The organism is Mycobacterium sp. NPDC051804, from assembly GCF_044452905.1.
In the GTDB taxonomy this organism is placed as follows: domain Bacteria; phylum Actinomycetota; class Actinomycetes; order Mycobacteriales; family Mycobacteriaceae; genus Mycobacterium.
On sequence record NZ_JBITCD010000006.1, the window covers coordinates 448,439 to 467,430 of the forward strand.

The following is an 18,992-nucleotide window of genomic DNA, read 5'->3' on the forward strand; positions in this document are numbered from 1 at the left end:
TCAATACCCGGGTGATGCACAAACGATGCGTGCCGCGCGGTTACGGCTCGGTGGCGCGCAGTCCCAGCGAGAAGAGCAGCCGCACGTCGGCGTCGTCCAGCGTGGTGGACAACAGCTTCTCGATGCGCCGCACCCGGTACCGCACGGTGTTGGGGTGCACGTGGAGGTGCTTCGCGACCGCGGCGACGTCGCCGAACCCGTCCAGATAGACCCGCAGCGTTTCGGCGAGCATCGGATCGTCGTCGCGCAGCAGCCGCACCCGGGGGTCGACGAGCTTGGGACGTCCGGCGATCTGCGACACGATCTCGTCGAGCAGCACGGTGGTGTGCGCCTCGTCCAGCGAGGTGATCTGTCCGATCGCGCCGGGATGGCGGTCCGCGCTTTCGAAGACGCGGTCCACCTCGGTGCGGGCGGCCGCCGTGCCCGCCAGTCCGGCGAGCGGGGCCGCGACGACGGCACGAAGTGTCAGGCCGAGTTCACGCTGCATGGCGGTCACGACTCCGCGCACCCAGGATGTCACCGACGAGGGTGCGCCGATCTTGGGCAACAACACATAGACGCGGTCACCGGCCGAGACTGTCTGGGCGTCGGTGCGAAAGGCGCTGGCGCTCAACGCGATGACGCCTGTCGGCACAGCTGGACCACCCTGGAATCCGACGAGCGCAGCCCGCCCATCGGCGGCGATTCCCAGTTCGCGCGCTATCGCGGCGGTATCGACGTCGTCTCCGGCTAGCCCAAGCAGCTCTTGCACCTGCACCGCATGGGTCGACGGAGTGGCTGCCAGCCGGGTCATGATCCGCGCCGCCAGCACCGCCCCGCCCCGCAGAATTTCCTCGGCGTCCTCAGCCAGCGGCGCCGAACCCTGCTGCAGCCAGATCGTGCCCGCGAACGTGGGTGGACGGCGTGCATCGGTGCTCGGCAAGTGGATGCCGACCGCGAGGCGCGGGCGCAGACCCAACTCGGGGCGCTCGGCGACGCGTACGACATCGCTGCCCGCGCGCAGCGCGTCGAAGATCCCCCACTGACCGATCCACTCCAGGTGTTCGGGCGGGCCGGCGCGCCCCAGGATCGTCAAGCGGCGCAGTTCGTCCGCGTCGTCGCTGGACGCCGAGTACGCGAGCACGTGCGATTGTTCGTCCTCGATGCTGACCATGCCGCGGGTGCCGTCGGCGATCGACTGTGCGAGCCCGAACAAGTCGGTGCCCGAGTCCCGGTCGTCCCGGTCGCCGTGATGCTCGAAGGCGTGGTTGACGAGGCGGTAGAGCGACTCCCACCGCGCCCGCGGATCGACGGCCACGACCGCGGTGCCTAGCGCGACGGCCCGCGCCACCGCGGCGTCGGTGGGTTCCTTGACGAAGATCGCCGTCGGTACCTTGCCGGAACCCGCGAACTGCTGCTCGAGCCAGCGCACCGCTTCGACGTCGGCGACGCCGAGCAGGAAGAAGAGGTCGGCCGCACCCGCACCGACCGCCAGGCCCAGCCGGACGTCGTCGGCGTCGACGAGGGCCACCGAGCCGACCGGCATGTCCAGCCCGCGGGGCGCCTCGACCAGCGTCACCATCGTGCGGTCCAGGGCCAGCAGCAGCTTGCCGAGCCCGAGGCCGGTAGACGGTGCCGTCATCGCACGCTCCTTTGTCTGATCCCACTATAGAGCCGTGCCTCCTTTGTCGGATCGACCATCGGATCAACGCCTGGTGAGCGGGATCCTTACTGCATGGACGCCATCACCGACGTGCCCGCTCCGGCCAACGAGCCGGTACTCGACTACGCCCCTGGATCAGGGGAGCGCTCCCGGCTCACCGACGCCCTGTCGTCGCTCGCCGCCGACCCGATCGACCTACCCCACGTCATCGGCGGCACCCACCGTATGGGCGGCGGAGCACGCGCCGACGTGGTACAGCCACACCGCCACAGCGCGAGGCTGGGCACCTTCGCCAACGCCGAGCACACCGACGCGACGGCCGCGATCGATGCCGCGATGGCCGCCAAGCCCGGCTGGGAAGCCACACCGTTCGACGAGCGCGCCGCGATCTTCCTGCGTGCCGCCGATCTGCTCGCCGGACCCTGGCGGGAGAAGTTGTGCGCCGCAACGATGCTGGGCCAGTCCAAGACCGCCTACCAGGCCGAGATCGACGCGGCGTGTGAACTCATCGACTTCTGGCGGTTCAACGTGGGCTTCGCGCGCGAGATCCACGCCGAACAGCCGATCAGCACGCGCGGTGTCTGGAATCGCACCGACTACCGGCCGCTCGAGGGATTCGTCTACGCGATCACGCCGTTCAACTTCACCGCGATCGCAGGCAACCTGCCCAGCGCGCCCGCGCTGATGGGCAACACCGTCGTGTGGAAGCCGTCGCCGACCCAGACGTTCGCCGCGTACCTGACCATGCAGCTGCTCGAGGCGGCCGGTCTACCGCCCGGCGTCATCAACCTGCTGGCCGGTGACGGAATCGCGGTTTCTGATGTGGCACTTGCCGATCCGCGGCTCGCTGGGATTCACTTCACGGGGTCGACGGGAACGTTCCAGCACCTGTGGCGTGAAGTTGGCGCCAATATCGACCGCTACCACACTTATCCGCGACTGGTCGGGGAGACCGGCGGCAAGGATTTCGTCCTGGCACACGCGTCGGCACGGCCCGACGTGCTGCGCACCGCGCTCATCCGCGGGGCGTTCGACTACCAGGGGCAGAAGTGCTCGGCGGCATCCCGCGCGTTCATCCCCCGGTCGGTGTGGCAGCAGATGGGCGACGATTTCCTTTCTGCCACCGAAGCATTGAGCTACGGCGACGTCACCGACCTAACCCATTTCGGTGGTGCGCTGATCGACGAGCGGGCGTTCGAGAAGAACGTCACTGCCATCGAGCGCGCCAAGAGCGCTGCCAACGTCACCGTCGCAGTCGGCGGCGAATACGACGACAGTGAGGGCTATTTCGTCAGGCCCACTGTCCTGCTGTCCGACGACCCGGCCGACGAGTCGTTCAGCACCGAGTACTTCGGGCCGATCCTGTCGGTGCACGTGTACCCGGACGCCGACTACGAGCGCATCATCGACGTGGTCGACAACGGCGCGCGGTACGCGCTGACCGGAGCGGTGATCGCGGATGACCGTGCGGCGGTGCTGACGGCCGAGCAGCGGTTACGCCATGCAGCGGGCAACTTCTACGTCAACGACAAGCCGACCGGTGCGGTGGTGGGGCAGCAGCCGTTCGGCGGATCCCGGGCATCGGGCACCAACGACAAGGCGGGTTCGGCGCTCAACCTCGTGCGGTGGACGTCCGCGCGGTCGATCAAGGAGACGTTCGTCCCGCCGACGAACCACACCTACCCCCACATGGGTGTTTGACGTGAGCGTGTTCGACAAGGTCGCCCGCCCGGCGATCATGGCCGCCAGCCGGTCGAGCGGGTTGCGTCGCACGGCCGAACGTTTGCCCGTCACGCGGGCTGTGGTGCATCGGTTCGTGCCCGGTGAGACGGTGGCCGACGCGCTGGACTCCGTTGCGCAGCTGCGAAATTCGGACCGATTGGTGTCGATCGACTATCTCGGCGAGGACGTCACCGACGTCGACGCGGCGAACGCCACCGTCAACGCCTACCTTTCACTGCTCGACGCGCTGGACCGTCGTACCGAGCGCGCAACGGCAGTGCGGCCGCTCGAGGTGTCGTTGAAGCTGTCGGCGCTGGGGCAGGCGCTGCCCCGCGACGGTGAGAAGATCGCGCTGGAGAACGCGCACACCATCTGCGAGCGGGCACAGCGTGCGGGCGCGTGGGTGACCGTGGACGCCGAGGATCACACGACGACGGACTCGACGCTGTCCATCGTCCGCGATCTGCGCACCGAATTCGGTTGGCTGGGCACCGTTTTGCAGGCCTATCTGCGGCGCACCGAGGCCGACTGCCGGGACTTCGCCGCGTCCGGTGCGCGCATTCGGCTGTGCAAAGGCGCCTATGACGAGCCTGCGTCGGTGGCGTATCGCGATCGTGCGGACGTCACCGCGTCGTACCTCGCGTGTCTGCGGGTGCTGATGGCCGGTGACGGCTATCCGATGGTCGCCTCACACGATCCGGAGATCATCGAGGCTGTTCCGACGCTGGTCCGCGAGTTCGGCAGGGGCGTAGATGATTTCGAGTATCAGATGCTCTACGGAATTCGCGACGCCGAGCAGCGTCGACTTGCTGACGAGGGTAGCCATGTCCGGGTCTATGTGCCCTTCGGCACGCAGTGGTACGGCTATTTCGTGCGCCGCCTGGCAGAGCGTCCCGCCAACCTGACCTTCTTCTTGCGCGCGCTGGCCGAAAGGCGTCACTGAGCGGGATATGCCGCGACGTTCATGATGACGCTGCCGTCGCACGGTCCGCCGTTGATGTCGGTGCGCCAGACTCCGCGCAGCGTTCCATCGGCCTGCGGGGTGTAGTACGCGACCGAATGCGCGGGGTTCCACTGCTTCGGCACGCCCTCACCCATATAGCAATCCCACTGCCAGTCGTAGACGTGCACCCATCGGGTGCCGTCCCATGTGTAGCGGGGTGGCAATGGCAGCGTGGGGTTCGCGGGCTTGGGGCCGTCGAGGACGGTGGACACGCAGGTACCCGTCGAACAGTCGGTGGCGAACAGATAGACGTCGCTGAAGTCGGGTTCGTACTGGCGGGCGGCCATGCTGGTGCCGGTCTTCGAGGCCGCGTACCGCAGCAGCGAAAACTTGCCGTTCCAGATCTGTCCGGTCGCTGCGGCGTGCGGTGCTATCACGAGGCTGCCGAGGACGGCGGCGACGATCGCCGCGACAAGGAACTTGGGTCGCCTGAACACGATCGTGACGGTATCCGCACGCGCCCAAGGCGCGTCTACGGCGCGCCGCGCTAGTCGGTCGAGCAGAACGAATGGTGCTCGTGGGTGACGACCCACCGGCCGTCTCGCTTCCGCATGCCGATCGTCAACCGCAGGCGGTTGTCGGGGTTGGTCTCGAAGTCCTCGGGTTTCCCGCACCGCAACAGCGCCCACGCGAACGCGACGTCGGCGCCCGCGGTGACGTCCAGTTCCTCGATCTCGAACGCCGCGCCCTGGCGCTGCCAGTCGAAGAACGGCGGCCACGCGTCGCGGTACTCATCCATGCCACGCAGACCCCGGTGCGGCGGCGGGACGTCGAACATCACGATGTCCGAATCATGGTCTGTCAGCACAGAATCAAGATCGCCCGCGTGTACCGCAGCGGCCCAATCGATGATCAGTTCGCGGATGGTGGCCTCGTCACTCATACCAGGTAGACCGCGGCGCGGTTCGAAACTCATCGATCAGCACTGCGACAACTGCAACAGCGCATACGCCGCGATGGATTGAGCGTCGGTGATGTCGCCGTCGCGCATCATCCGCTCCACCTCGGGACGGGAAAACCACGCGCTGCGCATGTCCTGTTCCTCGTCCTCCCGGTCGTGTTCGCCCTCGGTGATACCCGTCGCATGAAACACCCAGCCACGCTGGCTGCTCATGCCCGGCGCCACGTCCAGCTGGCCGAGCCGCGTCATCGTGTCCGCGCGCAGGCCTGTCTCCTCGCGCAGTTCCCGTGCGGCGAGCTCGGCGGGTTCGAGGTGCTTCAAACCCGGTGCCGTGCCCTGGGGAAACTCCCATCGCCGCATGCCCAACGGGTAGCGGAACTGCTCGACGAGGTGGAACCGGTCGCCGTCCTGGGCGATCACCAGCGCGTACGTCGGTTTGTCGAGGACCGCGTAGATGCCGTCGGTGCCGTCGGGTCGCCGGATGTCGTCTTCGCGCAGCGTGAGCCAGTTGTTTCGGTAGATCTCCCGCGAGGCAACTGTCTCGATCCGATTCACGAGCCCAGTATCCTCACGAACGTGCTGCTGTCCTCCTTGAACCCCGCGACAGTGGCGGCAGGCGCCGATATCAGCGACGCTGTGCGCATCGATGGAGCGGTACTGAGCCGCAGCGACCTGGTCGGTGCCGCGACTTCTGTCGCCGAGCGCGTGGCAGGCGCGCAACGCGTCGCGGTCCTCGCGACCCCGACCGCCACGACCGTGCTGGCCGTGACAGGCTGCCTGATCGCCGGCGTGCCCGTCGTCCCGGTACCCGCCGACGTCGGCGCCGCCGAACGCGCGCACATCCTCGCCGACTCCGGAGCGCAGGCGTGGCTGGGGGAGAAGCCGACCGACACCGGCGGTCTTGCCCACATCCCCGTGCGGTTACACGCGCGGTCATGGCACCGCTATGCCGAGCCGCAGCCCAATGCAACTGCGCTGATCATTTACACGTCCGGCACCACGGGTCCGCCGAAGGGTGTGGTCCTGAGCCGGCGTGCGATCGCTGCGGACATCGACGCCTTGGCGCAAGCTTGGCAGTGGACGCCTGACGACACGCTGGTACACGGCCTGCCGCTGTATCACGTGCATGGGTTGGTGTTGGGGCTGCTCGGATCGCTGCGGATCGGAAATCGGTTCGTGCACACGGGAAAACCGAAACCCGACCTCTACGCCGCAGCGGGCGGATCGCTGTACTTCGCCGTTCCGACCGTGTGGTCGCGGGTGGTCGAGGACTCCGCCGCGGCGTCGGCGCTGCGCTCGGCGCGCCTATTGGTGTCCGGAAGTGCGCCGCTACCGGTGCCCGTCTTCGAGCGACTGGCCGAGCTGACCGGCCACCAACCCATCGAACGCTACGGATCCACCGAGTCGCTGATCACGATCAGCACGCGTGCCGACGGTGAGCGCCGTCCGGGGTGGGTGGGTCTACCGCTGAACGGAATTGAGACGCGGTTGCTCGACGAGTCCGGTGCATCGGTCGCACATGACGGTGAAACCATTGGGCGGCTTCATCTTCGGGGCGCAACCTTGTTCGACGGCTACCTCAATCGTCCGGACGCGACCGCCGATGTGCTGGACGCCGACGGCTGGTATCACACCGGCGACGTCGCGGTCGTCGACGCCGACGGTATGCACCGCATCGTCGGTCGCGAGTCGGTCGACCTCATCAAGACCGGCGGCTTCCGGGTGGGCGCCGGTGAGATCGAGACCGCGCTGCTCGGACATGCGGGTGTGACGGAAGCCGCGGTGGTGGGCATCCCGGACGACGATCTCGGCCAGCGCATCGTCGCGTTCATCGTCGGTGACGCCGATCCGCAGGCGCTGATCGACTATGTTGCCCAGGAGCTTTCGGTGCACAAGCGGCCGCGGGAGGTGCGGGTGGTCGAGAGCCTTCCGCGCAACGCCATGGGGAAGGTGTTGAAGAAGGAGTTGGCGCGATGGGCCTGAGGTTCGACGAGATCTGCATCGACGCTCGCGATGCGACCGCCCTCGGACGCTGGTGGTCAGAGGTGCTGGACTGGCCGCACGATGTCGACGAGGACGGCGACGTCAGACTGCACCCACCTCGAGGTGCGGGCGTGCCCTGGATCTTCATCGCGAACCCCGATGAGAAGGTGGTGAAGAACCGCATCCACCTGGATTTCCGCCCCGACGATCAACAGGCCGAGGTGGAGCGAGTGCTGGGCCTTGGTGCGCGACGGGTCGACGTCGGGCAGGGCGGGGACGAGAGCTGGGTGGTGCTGGCCGATCCGGAGGGCAACGAATTCTGCATCCTCGCTGCCGCAGACGATTGACCGCGCCGGCAGTTCGCACGACATTCAGCGCTTTCGCGGCGGTGGGTTTACTGCTGCTGGCCACGGTCGCGACGGCGCATGCGCAACCTCCGCCACCGCCGGCGCCGAGCGACACCAACGGATCCCTCGACATCGGCACCGGGGCCATCGATACCTTCGGCGGCTGGCTGCCCGACGGGATCACCCTGAGCCCGTTCGACGTGGACAACCCGATTGTCGGATTGTTGGATCCGGCGCTGCTCACGGCGATTCAGGACGCTACGCGTAAGGCCGCGACCGAGAAGGTCGACATCCGGATCAATTCGGGATGGCGCTCGAGGGGATTCCAGCAGCGTCTGTTTGACGACGGGGTGCGTTTCTACGGCAGCGTCGACGCGGCCCGGCAGTTCGTCGCGTCGCCGGAGACGTCCAAACACGTTGAGGGCAAGGCCGTCGACATCGCCCCGGTGGAGGCCGACAAATGGCTGATCGCCAATGGCAAGCAATTCGGGCTGTGTCAAATCTTTGCGAATGAGATCTGGCATTTCGAACTCGCGACCGACGACCAGGGCCGCTGCCCGCCGCTGAAGCCGAACGCGACCGGCTGAGGGGCGTCAGACCTTCTGCGGGAACGCCTTTCGTGCCATCAAGGCCACGGCGAGCCCGAGACCGGCCAGGATGGCCGCCACCCAGGGTAGCGACATCAGCCCCGCGGTCGGCAGCAGTGCCGCACCGATCGCGGCGCCGCCGGCAATGCCGACGTTGGCCGTGGAGTTGACCCACGCTCCCGCCTGTTCGGGCGGCAGCGCATGCGTGCGCACCGCGGCCGCCTGATAGATCGACGGAATGCCGCCGAACGCGGCACTCCACAACGCCGTCGCGGCCAGCACCGCGGCGAGCATCGGCCATGAAATGCCAAGTGCCACTACCGCGACGATGACGCCACCGAGTGCTACCGCGGCGGTGCGACGTGGACTGCGGTCCAGATTGCGTCCGACCCACCACAGGCCAATCAGCCCGCACGCGCCGCACGCCAACAGAATCGGGCCGAGGAATGCCGGGCTGACGCCGCCGGCGAGCAGCAGCACACTGATGAACGTGTAGGCCGTGAAATGCCCGAGGAACGTCAGCAGATTGGATGCGCAGACGGCCACGAGTGCACCCCGGCCCTTCTGGTTCCGCCGATGCTTATGCGGCGTGTAATCCACCCGGGGCAGCAGCTTGTACACCGCGATGAATGTCAGGCATGACAGCACGGCCAGCACGGTGAACGACATCCGCCACCCCGCGGCGGTCCCGAGTGACGTCGAAAGAGGCATTCCGAGAACGAATCCCGCCGACGCGGCACCGGAAACGATCGCGAGTGCGCGGCCGACATCGGACTGCGCAACCAGGCGCGGTACGTATCCGATCGTCAGGGAAAAGAACAGCGCGTGCGTCAGGCCGCCGATCGCGCGACCCGCCGCTACGACCTCGAACGTGGGCGCGGCGGCGACGAGCGCGTTGCTCACGACATAGCCAAGCACGGTCATCAGCAGCAGGGGGCGTCGGCCGAAGCGCGTGGTGGCGATGGTCAGCGGAACCGCGAGGGTGGCCACCATCACCGCGTAGAGGGTGACCAGTAGTCCGGTGATGGATTCGGATGTGGAGAACGTCGCACCGATCTGGGGCAGCAGACCCACGGGCAGCATCTCGGTGGTCACCGCCAGGCCAGAGGCCAGCGCGAGCGACAGCAGGCCGGGTAGGCGGCTTCGGAGCCCGGGGGCAGCGGCGCGATCGGTGGTCAGGGTCACGCCGACGAGAATATACTCGTTCGGCGAGTAAATAAAATGAGATACTCCCGCTGATGGCTCACGAACCGAGGCAGTCGGCACAGTCGCGTTGGCTGGGTGCCGCAGCGCTGCTCGATGTCGTGCGATCCGAGCCGGGCATCACCAGGACCGCCGCCGCTCAGCGCCTCGGCATCGGCAGCGGCAACGCGACGGAGCTCGCGACCCGGCTGCGTGACGCCAAGCTGCTGGACGAGGAACCGGCGCCGGCGCAGGGACGTGGTCGGCCGACAACCCTGCTCGGTGCGCACGCCGAAGGGCCGCTGGTGCTCGCGGTCGATCTGCGGGCCAGTGACTGGCGGCTGGCGCTGGCAGGTGTCGACGGGCAGTCAGAAGTCGTCACCCAGTCCGGGTATGCCGACAATCCGGATGCCGCACTCGCACGGGTGGCCAAGGCGATTGGAACGGTGTACCGGCGGAACACGAAGCGCCTGCGGGCGATTGCGATTGCGGTCGCGGGACCCGTCAGTGGTGTGCGGTTGGGCCAGTTCCCATCCCGGGGATGGACCGACGTGGACCTGTCCGTGCTCACTGCGAAGGTCAGCGATCGCGCTGACATCGGCCTTGTGGTGGGCAACGACGCGACGCTGGCGGGGCTGGCCGAGGCGCGCACCGGTGCCGCGCGTGAAGCGGCCACCGCGCTGCACCTTATCGTCGCGCAGGGTATCGGCGGCACGCTGGTGGTCAACGGTGAACCCGTGACCGGTGCCCACGGCGCGGCGGGCGAATACGGCCACATCCCTTTCGCCGCACCGGATCTGGAATGTCCGTGCGGCGCGCGCGGCTGCTGGGATCTGACGATCGACGGACGCGCCCTCGCGCGTCACCTTGGCGACCCGCCACCCGACGACGCGGTCGGCTACGTGCACGCGATGATCGACAATCCGGATGCGCGCACCCGGCGCGCCCTGGCCGCCGTGTCGTCATCGCTTGGGCGGGGTATCGGTGCGCTGGTGAACCTGCACGATCCCGACATCGTCACGCTCGGCGGCGCAGCGGTGCCGTTACGCGCCGCTGCGCCGGAGGCTTTCGCCGACGCGTACCGCGACGCGTTGATGACGTTCCGCAAACCGACGCCACCACCCGTGCGCGACGGCGTTCATGGTGAGGACGGACCCCTGCACGGCGCCGTCGAACTCGCGCTCGACCACGTCGTCACGCCGGCAGGTGTCGCGGATTGGGTTGCCCTGCAGGACGTTTAGTTGGCGTGCAGCGCCTCGTTCAGCGTGATGCCGGTGCCGTCACGCTTGACGACCTCCACGGCGCCGGTCGTCGAATTACGCCGGAACAGCAGGTTGTTCGCACCCGAGAGCTCACGCGCCTTGACCGTCTGACCGTCGGCGGTCTGTACCTTGGTGCCTGCGGTGACGTAGAGCCCGGCCTCGACCACGCAGTCGTCGCCGAGTGAGATGCCCAGTCCGGCATTCGCGCCGAGCAGGCAGCGCTTGCCCACCGAGATCACTTCGGTACCACCGCCGGACAGCGTCCCCATGATCGACGCGCCACCGCCCACGTCGGACCCGTCGTCGACGACCACGCCCGCCGAGATGCGGCCCTCCACCATCGAATTGCCCAGTGTTCCCGCGTTGAAGTTGACGAAGCCCTCGTGCATCACGGTGGTGCCCGAGGCCAGGTGCGCTCCGAGGCGGACACGGTCGGCGTCGGCCACGCGCACGCCGGTCGGCAGCACGTAATCCACCATCCGGGGGAACTTGTCGACGCCGTACACCGTCACCGGACTGCGTCGGCGCAGCCGCGCGCGCACGATCTCGAAGCCGTCGACCGAGCACGGCCCGTGGTTGGTCCACACGACGTTGGTCAGCAGGCCGAAGAAGCCGTCGGCGTTCAGTCCGTGTGGCGCCACGAGCCGGTGCGACAGCAGGTGCAGCCGCAGATACGCGTCATAGGCGTCGGTCGCCTTGTCGTCCAGCGACGAGATGACCGTCCGGACGGCGACGATCTCGACGCCGCGGTCCTCGTCGGGTCCGGTCAGGACGCCCAGTTCCTCGGGAATCTCGGCGACCGACAGCCGGGTCGTACCCGCGGGGCCATCGGCACCCAGTTCCGGCGCCGGAAACCACGTGTCCAGGACCGTTCCGTCGGCCGCGATCGTCGCCAGGCCTGTACCTGCAGCAGAAGTCACGCCGCTCAGACTAACGTCAGGCACGTGGCTCTAGATCTGCACGGCGACCCGATCGCTCTGACCGCGGCGCTGGTGGACATCCCCAGCGAATCGCGCGACGAGCGTCGCATCGCCGACGAGATCGAAACCGCGCTGCGCGAGCAGACGACCGGATTCGAGATCGTCCGCAACGCCGACGCGGTGCTCGCGCGCACCAACCTGGGCCGGCCCTCGCGCGTGCTGCTCGCGGGCCATACCGACACCGTTCCCGTCGCCGACAACCTGCCCAGTCGGCTGGCCGACGGCGTCCTGCACGGCTGTGGCACGTCCGACATGAAGTCGGGTGACGCCGTCTTCCTGCACCTGGCGGCGACGGTGCCAGAACCCGCGCACGACATCACTCTGGTGATGTACGACTGTGAGGAGATCGAAGCGAGCGCCAACGGTCTCGGCCGTATCGAACGCGAACTGCCCGAGTGGTTGCAGGCCGACGTCGCCATCCTCGGCGAGCCCTCGGGCGGGTACATCGAAGCCGGCTGCCAGGGCACGCTTCGTGTCGTTGTGAGGGCCTCGGGTACCCGTGCGCATTCGGCGCGATCCTGGTTGGGCGACAACGCAATCCACAAACTCGGTGCGGTCCTGGACCGGCTGTCGTCCTATGAAGCACGCAACGTCGACATCGACGGCTGCACGTACCGCGAGGGGTTGTCGGCCGTTCGTATCGACGGCGGAATCGCGGGCAACGTGATCCCCGACGCCTCCTCGGTAACCGTCAACTTCCGGTTCGCCCCCGACCGCAGCGTCGCCGACGCCACCACGCACGTGCACGAGGTGTTCGACGGGCTCGACGTGGAGATCGAGTTGACCGACTCGGCCAGCGGTGCACTGCCGGGTCTGACGGCACCCGCCGCTGCGGCACTGGTCGACGCGGCTGGGGGACAGGTGCGGGCGAAGTACGGCTGGACCGATGTGGCGCGGTTCGCGGCGCTCGGCATCCCGGCTGTCAACTACGGGCCGGGCGATCCGAATCTGGCGCACCGCGTCGACGAGCGCGTCGACACCGCGGCGATCACCGCTGCCACCGACATGCTGCGGAGATATTTAACCGGTTGACCTGATCCGTACTCTGGAAGCATGCGGTGAGACAACGACTCCGGTGTCCCAGTCGTTTTCTGTTACGAGAGATCTCTCGCATGTCTTCTATTACCAGTTCTGCCTTGTCATTCGCGTTCCCCGACGGCGCCTGCCTGTTCGCGGACCTGTCCTTCACCGTGGGCGAGGGCCGCACCGGATTGGTCGCACCCAACGGTGCGGGTAAGAGCACGCTGCTGCAGTTGATCGTCGGCGACCGCAAGCCCACCGGCGGTTCGATCAGCGTCGACGGCACCGTCGCCTACCTGCCCCAGACGCTGCCGTTCTCGGCGGACATGACAGTCGCCGAAGTGCTCGGCGTCGCGCCCGTCATCGAGGCACTGAACGCGCTGGCCGCAGGCGACGCCCGTGACAACGTTTTTGCCGCCATCGGTGACGACTGGGATGTCGAAGACCGCAGCCGCGCGCAGCTGGACCGGCTCGGGCTTGGCCACGTCGATCTCGACCGTCGCCTCGGCTCGCTGTCCGGCGGCGAGGTCGTCACGATCGGGCTGGCCGCGCAGCTGCTCCGGCAGCCCGATGTGCTGCTGCTCGATGAGCCGACCAACAACCTCGACGTCGACGCGCGGCAGGCGCTGTACGACGCGCTCGACGACTTCACCGGATGCCTGCTGCTGGTCAGCCACGACCGCGTGCTGCTCGACCGCATGGACCGCATCGCCGAACTGCACCGTGGCGAAATGTTGTTCTACGGTGGCAATTTCACGATGTACGAGGAAGCGGTCAACGAGGCGCAGCGCGTCGCACAGGGCAACATCCGCAACGCCGAACAACATCTCAAACGCGAGAAGCGCGAGATGCAGCAGGCGCGCGAACGCGCGGCCAAACGGTCGTCCACGGCCGCGCGCAACGTGAAGGACGCCGGGCTGCCGAAGATCCTCATCGGCGCGAGGAAGCGCAGCGCGCAGGAATCAGCGGGCCGGATCGACGGGGTCAACGCTGCGCGCGTCGCCGATGCGAAGACACGCCTCGACGAGGCGGAGCGCGCACTGCGGGACGACGACATGCTGGTGCTGGAACTGCCCGAGACGAATGTGCCCGCCGGCCGCACAGTGCTGCGGGCCGAGGGGCTGACCGCCCGCCGCGGCCCGAGGACGTTGTTCACCGATGCCGAGCTGACGATCCGCGGTCCCGAACGCATCGCGCTCACCGGGCCCAACGGTGCGGGTAAGTCGACGCTGCTGCGCATCATCGCCGGAGCCGCCCCGGGGGCGACATCGGATTCACGCGAGTTGGCACCCGACGCCGGGACCGTCACTCGTGCCGACGGCCGAGTGGCGTACCTGTCGCAGCGACTCGACCTGCTCGACCCCGAGTCGACCGTCGCGCAAAGCCTCGCCGCGTGGGCGCCCAGCCTGTCCGAAACCCGGCGTATGCATCTGCTGGCCCGGTTCCTGTTTCGCGGTAGCCGCATCCACCTGCCGGTTTCGGCGCTGTCGGGAGGCGAGCGACTGCGCGCGACGCTGGCGTGTGTGCTCTACGCGGAGCCGGCACCGCAGCTGCTGCTGCTCGACGAGCCGACCAACAACCTCGACCTGGTCAGTGTCGGGCAGCTGGAATCGGCGCTGAATGCGTATGAGGGAGCGTTCGTGGTCGTCAGCCACGACGAGCGGTTCCTGGCGCAGATCGGCGTACAGCGCACCCTGCGGCTATCGGCAGGACGGCTGGAATCGGACTAGTCGGCGCTGATCGTCGATCTTGACGGACAGAATTTGCGGACGGGCAGCTACCGCCGGCACGGTAAATTCGGTCCCTATGGCGATCGAGCCCGACACCAGCCCGTACGGCGGTCAGACAGTGACCGGTCCGGGCTGGCCGAACGTCGACGAAGAGATGCTGGCGGCGACGGCCGCCAAGTTCGAGGCGCTGGCGGCCAAGATCAGCGGCACGATTGTCCCTCAGCAGCAGGGACAGCTGATGCAGCTCACCAATGAGTGGGAGGGCGCCGGAGCGCTGGCCGCCGCAGGCGAGGCGACCACGATCATCGGCGGTCACGAAGCCAACGCCATGCACGCCACCGCGATCGCGGTGAAGCTGCGCGCGATGGAGGCCACGGTGGTGAAGACGAAACTGCTGGCCAACACCATCGCGCAGGAGACGCAGGTCGAGTGCGAAGCCATCGCAGCGATGCCCTTGCCCAACGCCGGTGAGCTGGCCCGCAGCCGGGCAATGATGGGCCTCTCGCAGAACATGGCCAACATCACCACCAATACGACCGAGCTCGCGAACACGCTCGGGGTGCCGCCCAGCCTCCCGCTGCCCGGCGCTGGGTTGGTGCCCGGCTCCAAAGAGGCCAAGGATTCCACCGAGGAAGCTGCCAAACAGGCCGCTGGGGGCTCCGACCAGGCGATGCAGATGCTCAGCCAAATGGGGCAGATGGCAGGGCAGCTTCCACAGATGCTGATGCAGATACCCCAGCAGATGATGCAGCCGCTTCAGCAGCTGTCCCAACCGCTGCAGCAGCTGACCTCGATGTTCGGCCAGGGCGGCAAGTCGGATGCGATGGGCGCGGCCGGGCTGCCGTTCTCGTCATTCTCCAATCACCCGCTGACCGGCGGGGGCGGTGCGGGCGGCGGTGCCGGCATGACCCGCGCGGCCTCGCTGCCCGGGTCGGGTGGGGTGCCGTCGCAGACGCCGTTGATGGCGAACCTGGTGGGCGGCAACACCAAGTCCGTGTCCACCGCGCCGCCCGAAGGTGCCCTGGCCGGCGCCGGTGCGGTCGGCGGTGTGGCACCGATGGCCGCGGCCGGCGGTATGGGCGGTATGGGCCCGATGATGGGCCAGCGCGGCGACGGTGGCGGTGGCACAGCGCAGGGGCTCGCGATACCCGAGCTGCTCGATCATGACCTGGACGAGGGCGACGACGACGATGACTGGTGATGGGGGAGAGCAGTGACCGGTAGCCCACTGAAGAAGCCCGAGAACATCAGCTGGACTGCGGCACAGATCGAATTGCCGGAGATCCCAATGCTTCCGCCGGGCGCGGACGCGATGAGCGCGACGATCTCGGCTGTGCTTCCGACGTTGGCCGCACAGTTGACGGCGAACGTCGCCACGCTCGCGGCCAAGGAGCACATGTACTCGGGCAAGGTGGTCGAGTCGCAGGCGGCGTATGCGACGGGCGACGAGTCCGGATCGCAGTCCGTCGGTCAGGTGGTCGGAATGCTGGGCAAGCTCGGCGAACAAGCGGGCCAGATGGCGGGTGCGCCCTCACAGGCGGCTCAGGGCGGGTCCGGCATGTTCGGATCGCTGATCGAGCAGGTGATGAAGGCCGCTCAAGGTGGCGGAGGCGAGGGTGGTCAGTCACCGGGCGGCGGTGCGCCGGTCGGTGGCGCTCCTGCCGGTGGTGCGCCGGCACCGGGCCAGCCACCTGGTACGGCTCCCGCGGCGCAGCCGGGCCGTGACCAGCTGGAAGAGCGGGTGGAGCGCCTCGAGGAGCGCGCCGAACGTGAAGACCGGCCGACCGAGCAGCCCGTGCAGCAAGCGCCGCAGCGCGAACCGCTGCTGCGCGCCGACGAGGGCGGCTTGGCGTCCGGACCGCAGGAGGGCGCGGGCGCGGCGCCCGTCGCACCGCCGGGGCCCGCCACCGACGACGACCTGGGCCGCAGGCTCTAAGTCAGTTTTCGGCGGCCTGCGCGGCAGCGTCGGCGGCCGCACGGTGCATGCCGATCGCCGTCAGCTGCTGTGACGCCTCGCGCAGTCCCGCCGCGTCGCGGCCGACCAACGCGCGAGCGTAGGTGAGCGCCAATTGCCCTAGTGCACAATCGCATTCGACGCCGGCACGCGCGATACCGTCGGCAGCGCGAAGATCGCCGAGCCGCACCGCATCCAGTTGGGCCCGCAACGCGACCGCTGTCTGCCCGCCGCGTTCCGCGCTTCGGGCCGCGTCGCGCGCCGCCGTGACGGCGCCGTGTTTGTCGCCCCGCGCGGACATGGTCCATGCCCGAGCCAGCGCGAGTTCCGGCGCGAACAGCATCGACTTCAATCCGTGTCGAGACTCAGCTCGGGACAACGCCTTTCCTGCCTCGACCGTCGCACCCTGCTGGCCGAGCGCCTGTGCCAACAGCATCCACGCGAGCGGTCCCCAGGAATAGCCGGTCGGCGCCAACGCCCCCGCCGCTCTCCGTAGTAGCCGCACCGCCGTATCGAGTTCGCCCTTCGCGATCAGCACATCGGCCACCAGCACCTCGCCGATCGCACGTCCGGGCTGCTGCAGCTGGGCGAAGTCGGTGAGCTGCTGCCCCAGTTCCTGTGCGCTGTCCAGATCGCCGGCCATCACGAGCGCGGTCGTCTGGCCGAATCCACTGGTGAACCGCAGCAGTCCCGGATGCCCAGCGGCGATGGCTCTTTCGGCGAATGCGTCGACTTCACCGAAGCGTCCCATGCGGGCCGAACTCAACGCCGCCGCAGCCGATGCCCACCCGATTGCGGTGTCGTCGGCCGACGGTGACGTAAGCACCTCGTCCGCGATCTGCAGCGCCCGGGCCGGACCGCCGGCATTCATCGCGAACGTCGCTGACAGCGCGTCGAGGGTGGTTCGGGCGGCGGGTGAGGCCACCTTGTTGCGGGTCGCCTGCAGAAACGCGGTCGCCTTCTCCGGCTCCGACAGCATCCAGAACTGGTTCGCGGCCAACGGCAATGCCCACGCCATCAACTCGGGTTCCGACAGCGTGGACGGATCCACCTGAGCCAGAACAGATTCGGCATCGCGGCCCCGGCCCTGCCAGGCGAGGGCGTAGGCAAGCGTCAGCCGGGCGGGCAGGGACGCCGCACGTTGCAGCGCAACCTGGCCGAGCCGCTCGGAAAGCACCAGGTCGCCGAGGCGCAGGGCCTCACCCGCGGCGGCGACGATTTCGGCGGTCGGCTGCGGACGATCGCTGTCCAGTCCGAGCACGGCCAGTCGCAGCATCGCCACCACATCACGAGGTGGTGCGGCACCGAGTCGTTCGACCAAATCGGTTCGCAATCGGCGTAATTCAGGCCCGCCCTGCGCGTCGCGAACCGCGTCGACGAACAACGGGTGGGCCGGACGCACATGGTCGCCGTCGACGGTGATGGCGCCCGCCGACTCAGCTTCGGTGACGGCATCGCGGCCGACCAGGTCGGCCAACTCCGCCAGCGGTAACGGGTCGTCGACGGCGAGGTACTCCAGCACCCGATGCGCGGACGCGGGAAGGGCGTTGACGAACTCGTCGACCAGAGCGGCAAGCCTGCTGTCGTCGTGGCCGGGGGGCTGTAGGTCGACCCGATTCAGCAGGTCGTCATCCCACAATGCCGAGATTTCTTCGACCACAGGCCCGTTGGGTGCGACCGTCACGATCAGCGACGCGGCGCCGCTCACCGCCAGCTGGTAGACCAGTGCCGCGGACAATTTGTCCAGCAGATGCGCATCGTCGATCACCAGCAGTCGTCCGTCGCCGAGCGTTGCACGCGCCGCGCGCAGCACCTCCGCGGTCTTGCCCGCATCGGGGACGTCGATGAGGTGGCTGAACGCGGCGAATGGAATGGCGGCCGACGGCGTCGTCGCGGTGACCCAATCGACGCGGTCGAATCGGTCGCCCAGACGGTCTACCGCGGCACGCGCCAGCGTCGTCTTGCCGACTCCCGCGGGACCGATGATCACCGTCCCGGCCCGGGTTCCCCAACCGGTTTCCAGGGCTTTCAGTGCCGGTTCAAGCGGCACGGTCACCCACTCCACTGGCACGGCGCGAGTCTATGGCTACGTTTTAGTGTGTGTCCCCAGAACCCGACCGCGAGTGGGCGGTCTGCGTCTATTGCGCGTCAGGTCCGACGCATCCGGAGCTGTTGACGCTCGCCGAGCAGGTGGGTGGCGCGATCGCGGACCGCGGCTGGACGCTGGTGTCCGGTGGCGGCAACGTGTCGGCGATGGGAGCGTTGGCGGTCGCGGCCCGAGCGCGCGGCGGTCAGACCGTGGGAGTGATCCCCAAAGCGCTGGTGCACCGCGAGGTCGCCGACATCGACGCCGACGAACTCGTCGTCACCGACACCATGCGCGAACGCAAGCAGGTGATGGAGGACCGCGCCGACGCGTTCATAGCTCTGCCTGGCGGTATCGGCACACTCGAGGAGTTCTTCGAGGCTTGGACCGCCGGCTACCTGGGTATGCACGACAAACCGGTGGTGATGCTCGACCCGTTCGGGCACTACACCGGTTTGCTCAATTGGCTGCACGGGCTGATCGACACGGGCTACGTCACCCAGCGGGCGCTGGACCGGTTGGTGGTCGTCGATGACGTCGAGGCGGCTCTTGCCGCCTGCGGACCGCGTGGGTGATCGTCCTCACCCGCGCCG

The 18,992-nt window shown here is 68.2% G+C and carries 18 protein-coding genes; 11 read left to right on the forward strand and 7 right to left on the reverse strand.

The window, feature by feature from the left end; genetic code table 11:
- Window positions 1-40: 40 nt before the first annotated feature.
- Window positions 41-1,621, reverse strand: a complete 1,581-nt coding sequence (locus ACIA48_RS25075) for a PucR family transcriptional regulator (protein ID WP_396737953.1) — start codon at window positions 1,619-1,621, stop codon at window positions 41-43.
- Window positions 1,622-1,714: 93 nt separating this feature from the next.
- On the opposite strand from ACIA48_RS25075, the gene pruA reads away from it, so the two are divergent.
- Both pruA and ACIA48_RS25085 read left to right on the forward strand, forming a co-directional pair.
- Window positions 1,715-3,343 carry an L-glutamate gamma-semialdehyde dehydrogenase gene (gene pruA, locus ACIA48_RS25080; protein ID WP_396737956.1) on the forward strand — a complete coding sequence of 543 codons (1,629 nt, stop codon included), beginning with the start codon at window positions 1,715-1,717 and terminating at the stop codon, window positions 3,341-3,343.
- A gap of 1 nt (window position 3,344) precedes the next feature.
- Entirely contained in the window at window positions 3,345-4,307 is a 963-nt protein-coding gene (locus tag ACIA48_RS25085) for a proline dehydrogenase family protein (RefSeq protein ID WP_396737959.1), read from the forward strand.
- On the opposite strand, the gene ACIA48_RS25090 is transcribed toward ACIA48_RS25085, so the two are convergent.
- From ACIA48_RS25090 to ACIA48_RS25100, 3 genes are read right to left on the reverse strand one after another with little or no spacing between them, the layout of a single operon-like run.
- Window positions 4,301-4,804, reverse strand: a complete 504-nt coding sequence (locus ACIA48_RS25090; RefSeq protein ID WP_396737962.1) for a hypothetical protein — start codon at window positions 4,802-4,804, stop codon at window positions 4,301-4,303. The two genes, ACIA48_RS25085 and ACIA48_RS25090, sit on opposite strands and share 7 nt — an antisense overlap.
- A 50-nt stretch (window positions 4,805-4,854) precedes the next feature.
- The gene (locus tag ACIA48_RS25095) at window positions 4,855-5,250 is read right to left on the reverse strand and encodes a YybH family protein (RefSeq protein WP_396737965.1); all 396 of its coding nucleotides are present in this window, start codon (window positions 5,248-5,250) and stop codon (window positions 4,855-4,857) included.
- A 36-nt stretch (window positions 5,251-5,286) separates the two neighbouring features.
- Window positions 5,287-5,823, reverse strand: a complete 537-nt coding sequence (locus tag ACIA48_RS25100; RefSeq protein WP_396737967.1) for an NUDIX domain-containing protein — start codon at window positions 5,821-5,823, stop codon at window positions 5,287-5,289.
- 21 nt (window positions 5,824-5,844) lie between these two features.
- Between ACIA48_RS25100 and ACIA48_RS25105 the strand changes: the two genes are divergently transcribed.
- From ACIA48_RS25105 to ACIA48_RS25115, 3 genes are read left to right on the forward strand one after another with little or no spacing between them, the layout of a single operon-like run.
- Entirely contained in the window at window positions 5,845-7,251 is a 1,407-nt protein-coding gene (locus ACIA48_RS25105) for an acyl-CoA synthetase (protein WP_396737970.1), read from the forward strand.
- Window positions 7,242-7,598, forward strand: coding sequence for a VOC family protein (locus ACIA48_RS25110; protein WP_396737973.1), 357 nt, complete (start codon window positions 7,242-7,244; stop codon window positions 7,596-7,598). The genes ACIA48_RS25105 and ACIA48_RS25110 overlap by 10 nt, the downstream gene beginning before the upstream one ends.
- On the forward strand, window positions 7,595-8,185 hold the full coding sequence (locus ACIA48_RS25115; RefSeq protein WP_396737976.1) for a M15 family metallopeptidase: 591 nt from the start codon (window positions 7,595-7,597) through the stop codon (window positions 8,183-8,185). Before ACIA48_RS25110 ends, ACIA48_RS25115 begins: the two co-directional genes overlap by 4 nt.
- Before the next feature lie 6 nt (window positions 8,186-8,191).
- On the opposite strand, the gene ACIA48_RS25120 is transcribed toward ACIA48_RS25115, so the two are convergent.
- Window positions 8,192-9,370: an MFS transporter gene (locus ACIA48_RS25120; protein ID WP_396737979.1), complete on the reverse strand. Its 1,179-nt coding sequence runs from the start codon at window positions 9,368-9,370 to the stop codon at window positions 8,192-8,194.
- Window positions 9,371-9,423: 53 nt separating this feature from the next.
- On the opposite strand from ACIA48_RS25120, the gene ACIA48_RS25125 reads away from it, so the two are divergent.
- A complete protein-coding gene (locus ACIA48_RS25125; RefSeq protein ID WP_396737982.1) occupies window positions 9,424-10,608 on the forward strand; it encodes an ROK family protein in 1,185 nt (394 codons plus the stop codon).
- Here the strand turns inward: ACIA48_RS25125 and dapD are convergent.
- The gene (gene dapD / locus ACIA48_RS25130; RefSeq protein WP_396738481.1) at window positions 10,605-11,558 is read right to left on the reverse strand and encodes a 2,3,4,5-tetrahydropyridine-2,6-dicarboxylate N-succinyltransferase; all 954 of its coding nucleotides are present in this window, start codon (window positions 11,556-11,558) and stop codon (window positions 10,605-10,607) included. The genes ACIA48_RS25125 and dapD overlap by 4 nt on opposite strands.
- Window positions 11,559-11,573: 15 nt before the next feature.
- Here dapD and dapE point away from each other — a divergent pair, with 15 nt between their 5' ends.
- The 4 genes from dapE to ACIA48_RS25150 all read left to right on the forward strand — a co-directional run bounded on the left by dapE (window position 11,574) and on the right by ACIA48_RS25150 (window position 16,295).
- Window positions 11,574-12,641: a succinyl-diaminopimelate desuccinylase gene (dapE, locus tag ACIA48_RS25135; protein WP_396737985.1), complete on the forward strand. Its 1,068-nt coding sequence runs from the start codon at window positions 11,574-11,576 to the stop codon at window positions 12,639-12,641.
- Window positions 12,642-12,721: 80 nt separating this feature from the next.
- A complete protein-coding gene (locus tag ACIA48_RS25140; RefSeq protein ID WP_396737988.1) occupies window positions 12,722-14,359 on the forward strand; it encodes an ABC-F family ATP-binding cassette domain-containing protein in 1,638 nt (545 codons plus the stop codon).
- 76 nt (window positions 14,360-14,435) lie between these two features.
- The gene (locus tag ACIA48_RS25145) at window positions 14,436-15,560 is read left to right on the forward strand and encodes a hypothetical protein (RefSeq protein ID WP_396737990.1); all 1,125 of its coding nucleotides are present in this window, start codon (window positions 14,436-14,438) and stop codon (window positions 15,558-15,560) included.
- 12 nt (window positions 15,561-15,572) lie between these two features.
- Window positions 15,573-16,295 (forward strand): hypothetical protein, encoded by a 723-nt coding sequence (locus ACIA48_RS25150; RefSeq protein WP_396737992.1) that lies wholly within the window; start codon window positions 15,573-15,575, stop codon window positions 16,293-16,295.
- Between the two features lies 1 nt (window position 16,296).
- On the opposite strand, the gene ACIA48_RS25155 is transcribed toward ACIA48_RS25150, so the two are convergent.
- Window positions 16,297-18,384, reverse strand: a complete 2,088-nt coding sequence (locus tag ACIA48_RS25155) for an AAA family ATPase (RefSeq protein WP_396737995.1) — start codon at window positions 18,382-18,384, stop codon at window positions 16,297-16,299.
- Between the two features lie 29 nt (window positions 18,385-18,413).
- Between ACIA48_RS25155 and ACIA48_RS25160 the strand changes: the two genes are divergently transcribed.
- Complete coding sequence (locus ACIA48_RS25160; protein WP_396737998.1) at window positions 18,414-18,974, forward strand: TIGR00730 family Rossman fold protein; 561 nt, start codon at window positions 18,414-18,416, stop codon at window positions 18,972-18,974.
- Window positions 18,975-18,992 lie beyond the last annotated feature (18 nt).

Bases quoted from the DNA above. Each gene is read 5' to 3' on its own strand.
- ACIA48_RS25125 (WP_396737982.1), top strand. From the start codon at position 9,424: ATGGCTCACGAACCGAGGCAGTCGGCACAGTCGCGTTGGCTGGGTGCC.
- ACIA48_RS25075 (WP_396737953.1), bottom strand. From the start codon at position 1,621: ATGACGGCACCGTCTACCGGCCTCGGGCTCGGCAAGCTGCTGCTGGCC.
- ACIA48_RS25110 (WP_396737973.1), top strand. From the start codon at position 7,242: ATGGGCCTGAGGTTCGACGAGATCTGCATCGACGCTCGCGATGCGACC.
- ACIA48_RS25140 (WP_396737988.1), top strand. From the start codon at position 12,722: ATGTCTTCTATTACCAGTTCTGCCTTGTCATTCGCGTTCCCCGACGGC.
- ACIA48_RS25145 (WP_396737990.1), top strand. From the start codon at position 14,436: ATGGCGATCGAGCCCGACACCAGCCCGTACGGCGGTCAGACAGTGACC.
- ACIA48_RS25095 (WP_396737965.1), bottom strand. From the start codon at position 5,250: ATGAGTGACGAGGCCACCATCCGCGAACTGATCATCGATTGGGCCGCT.
- pruA (WP_396737956.1), top strand. From the start codon at position 1,715: ATGGACGCCATCACCGACGTGCCCGCTCCGGCCAACGAGCCGGTACTC.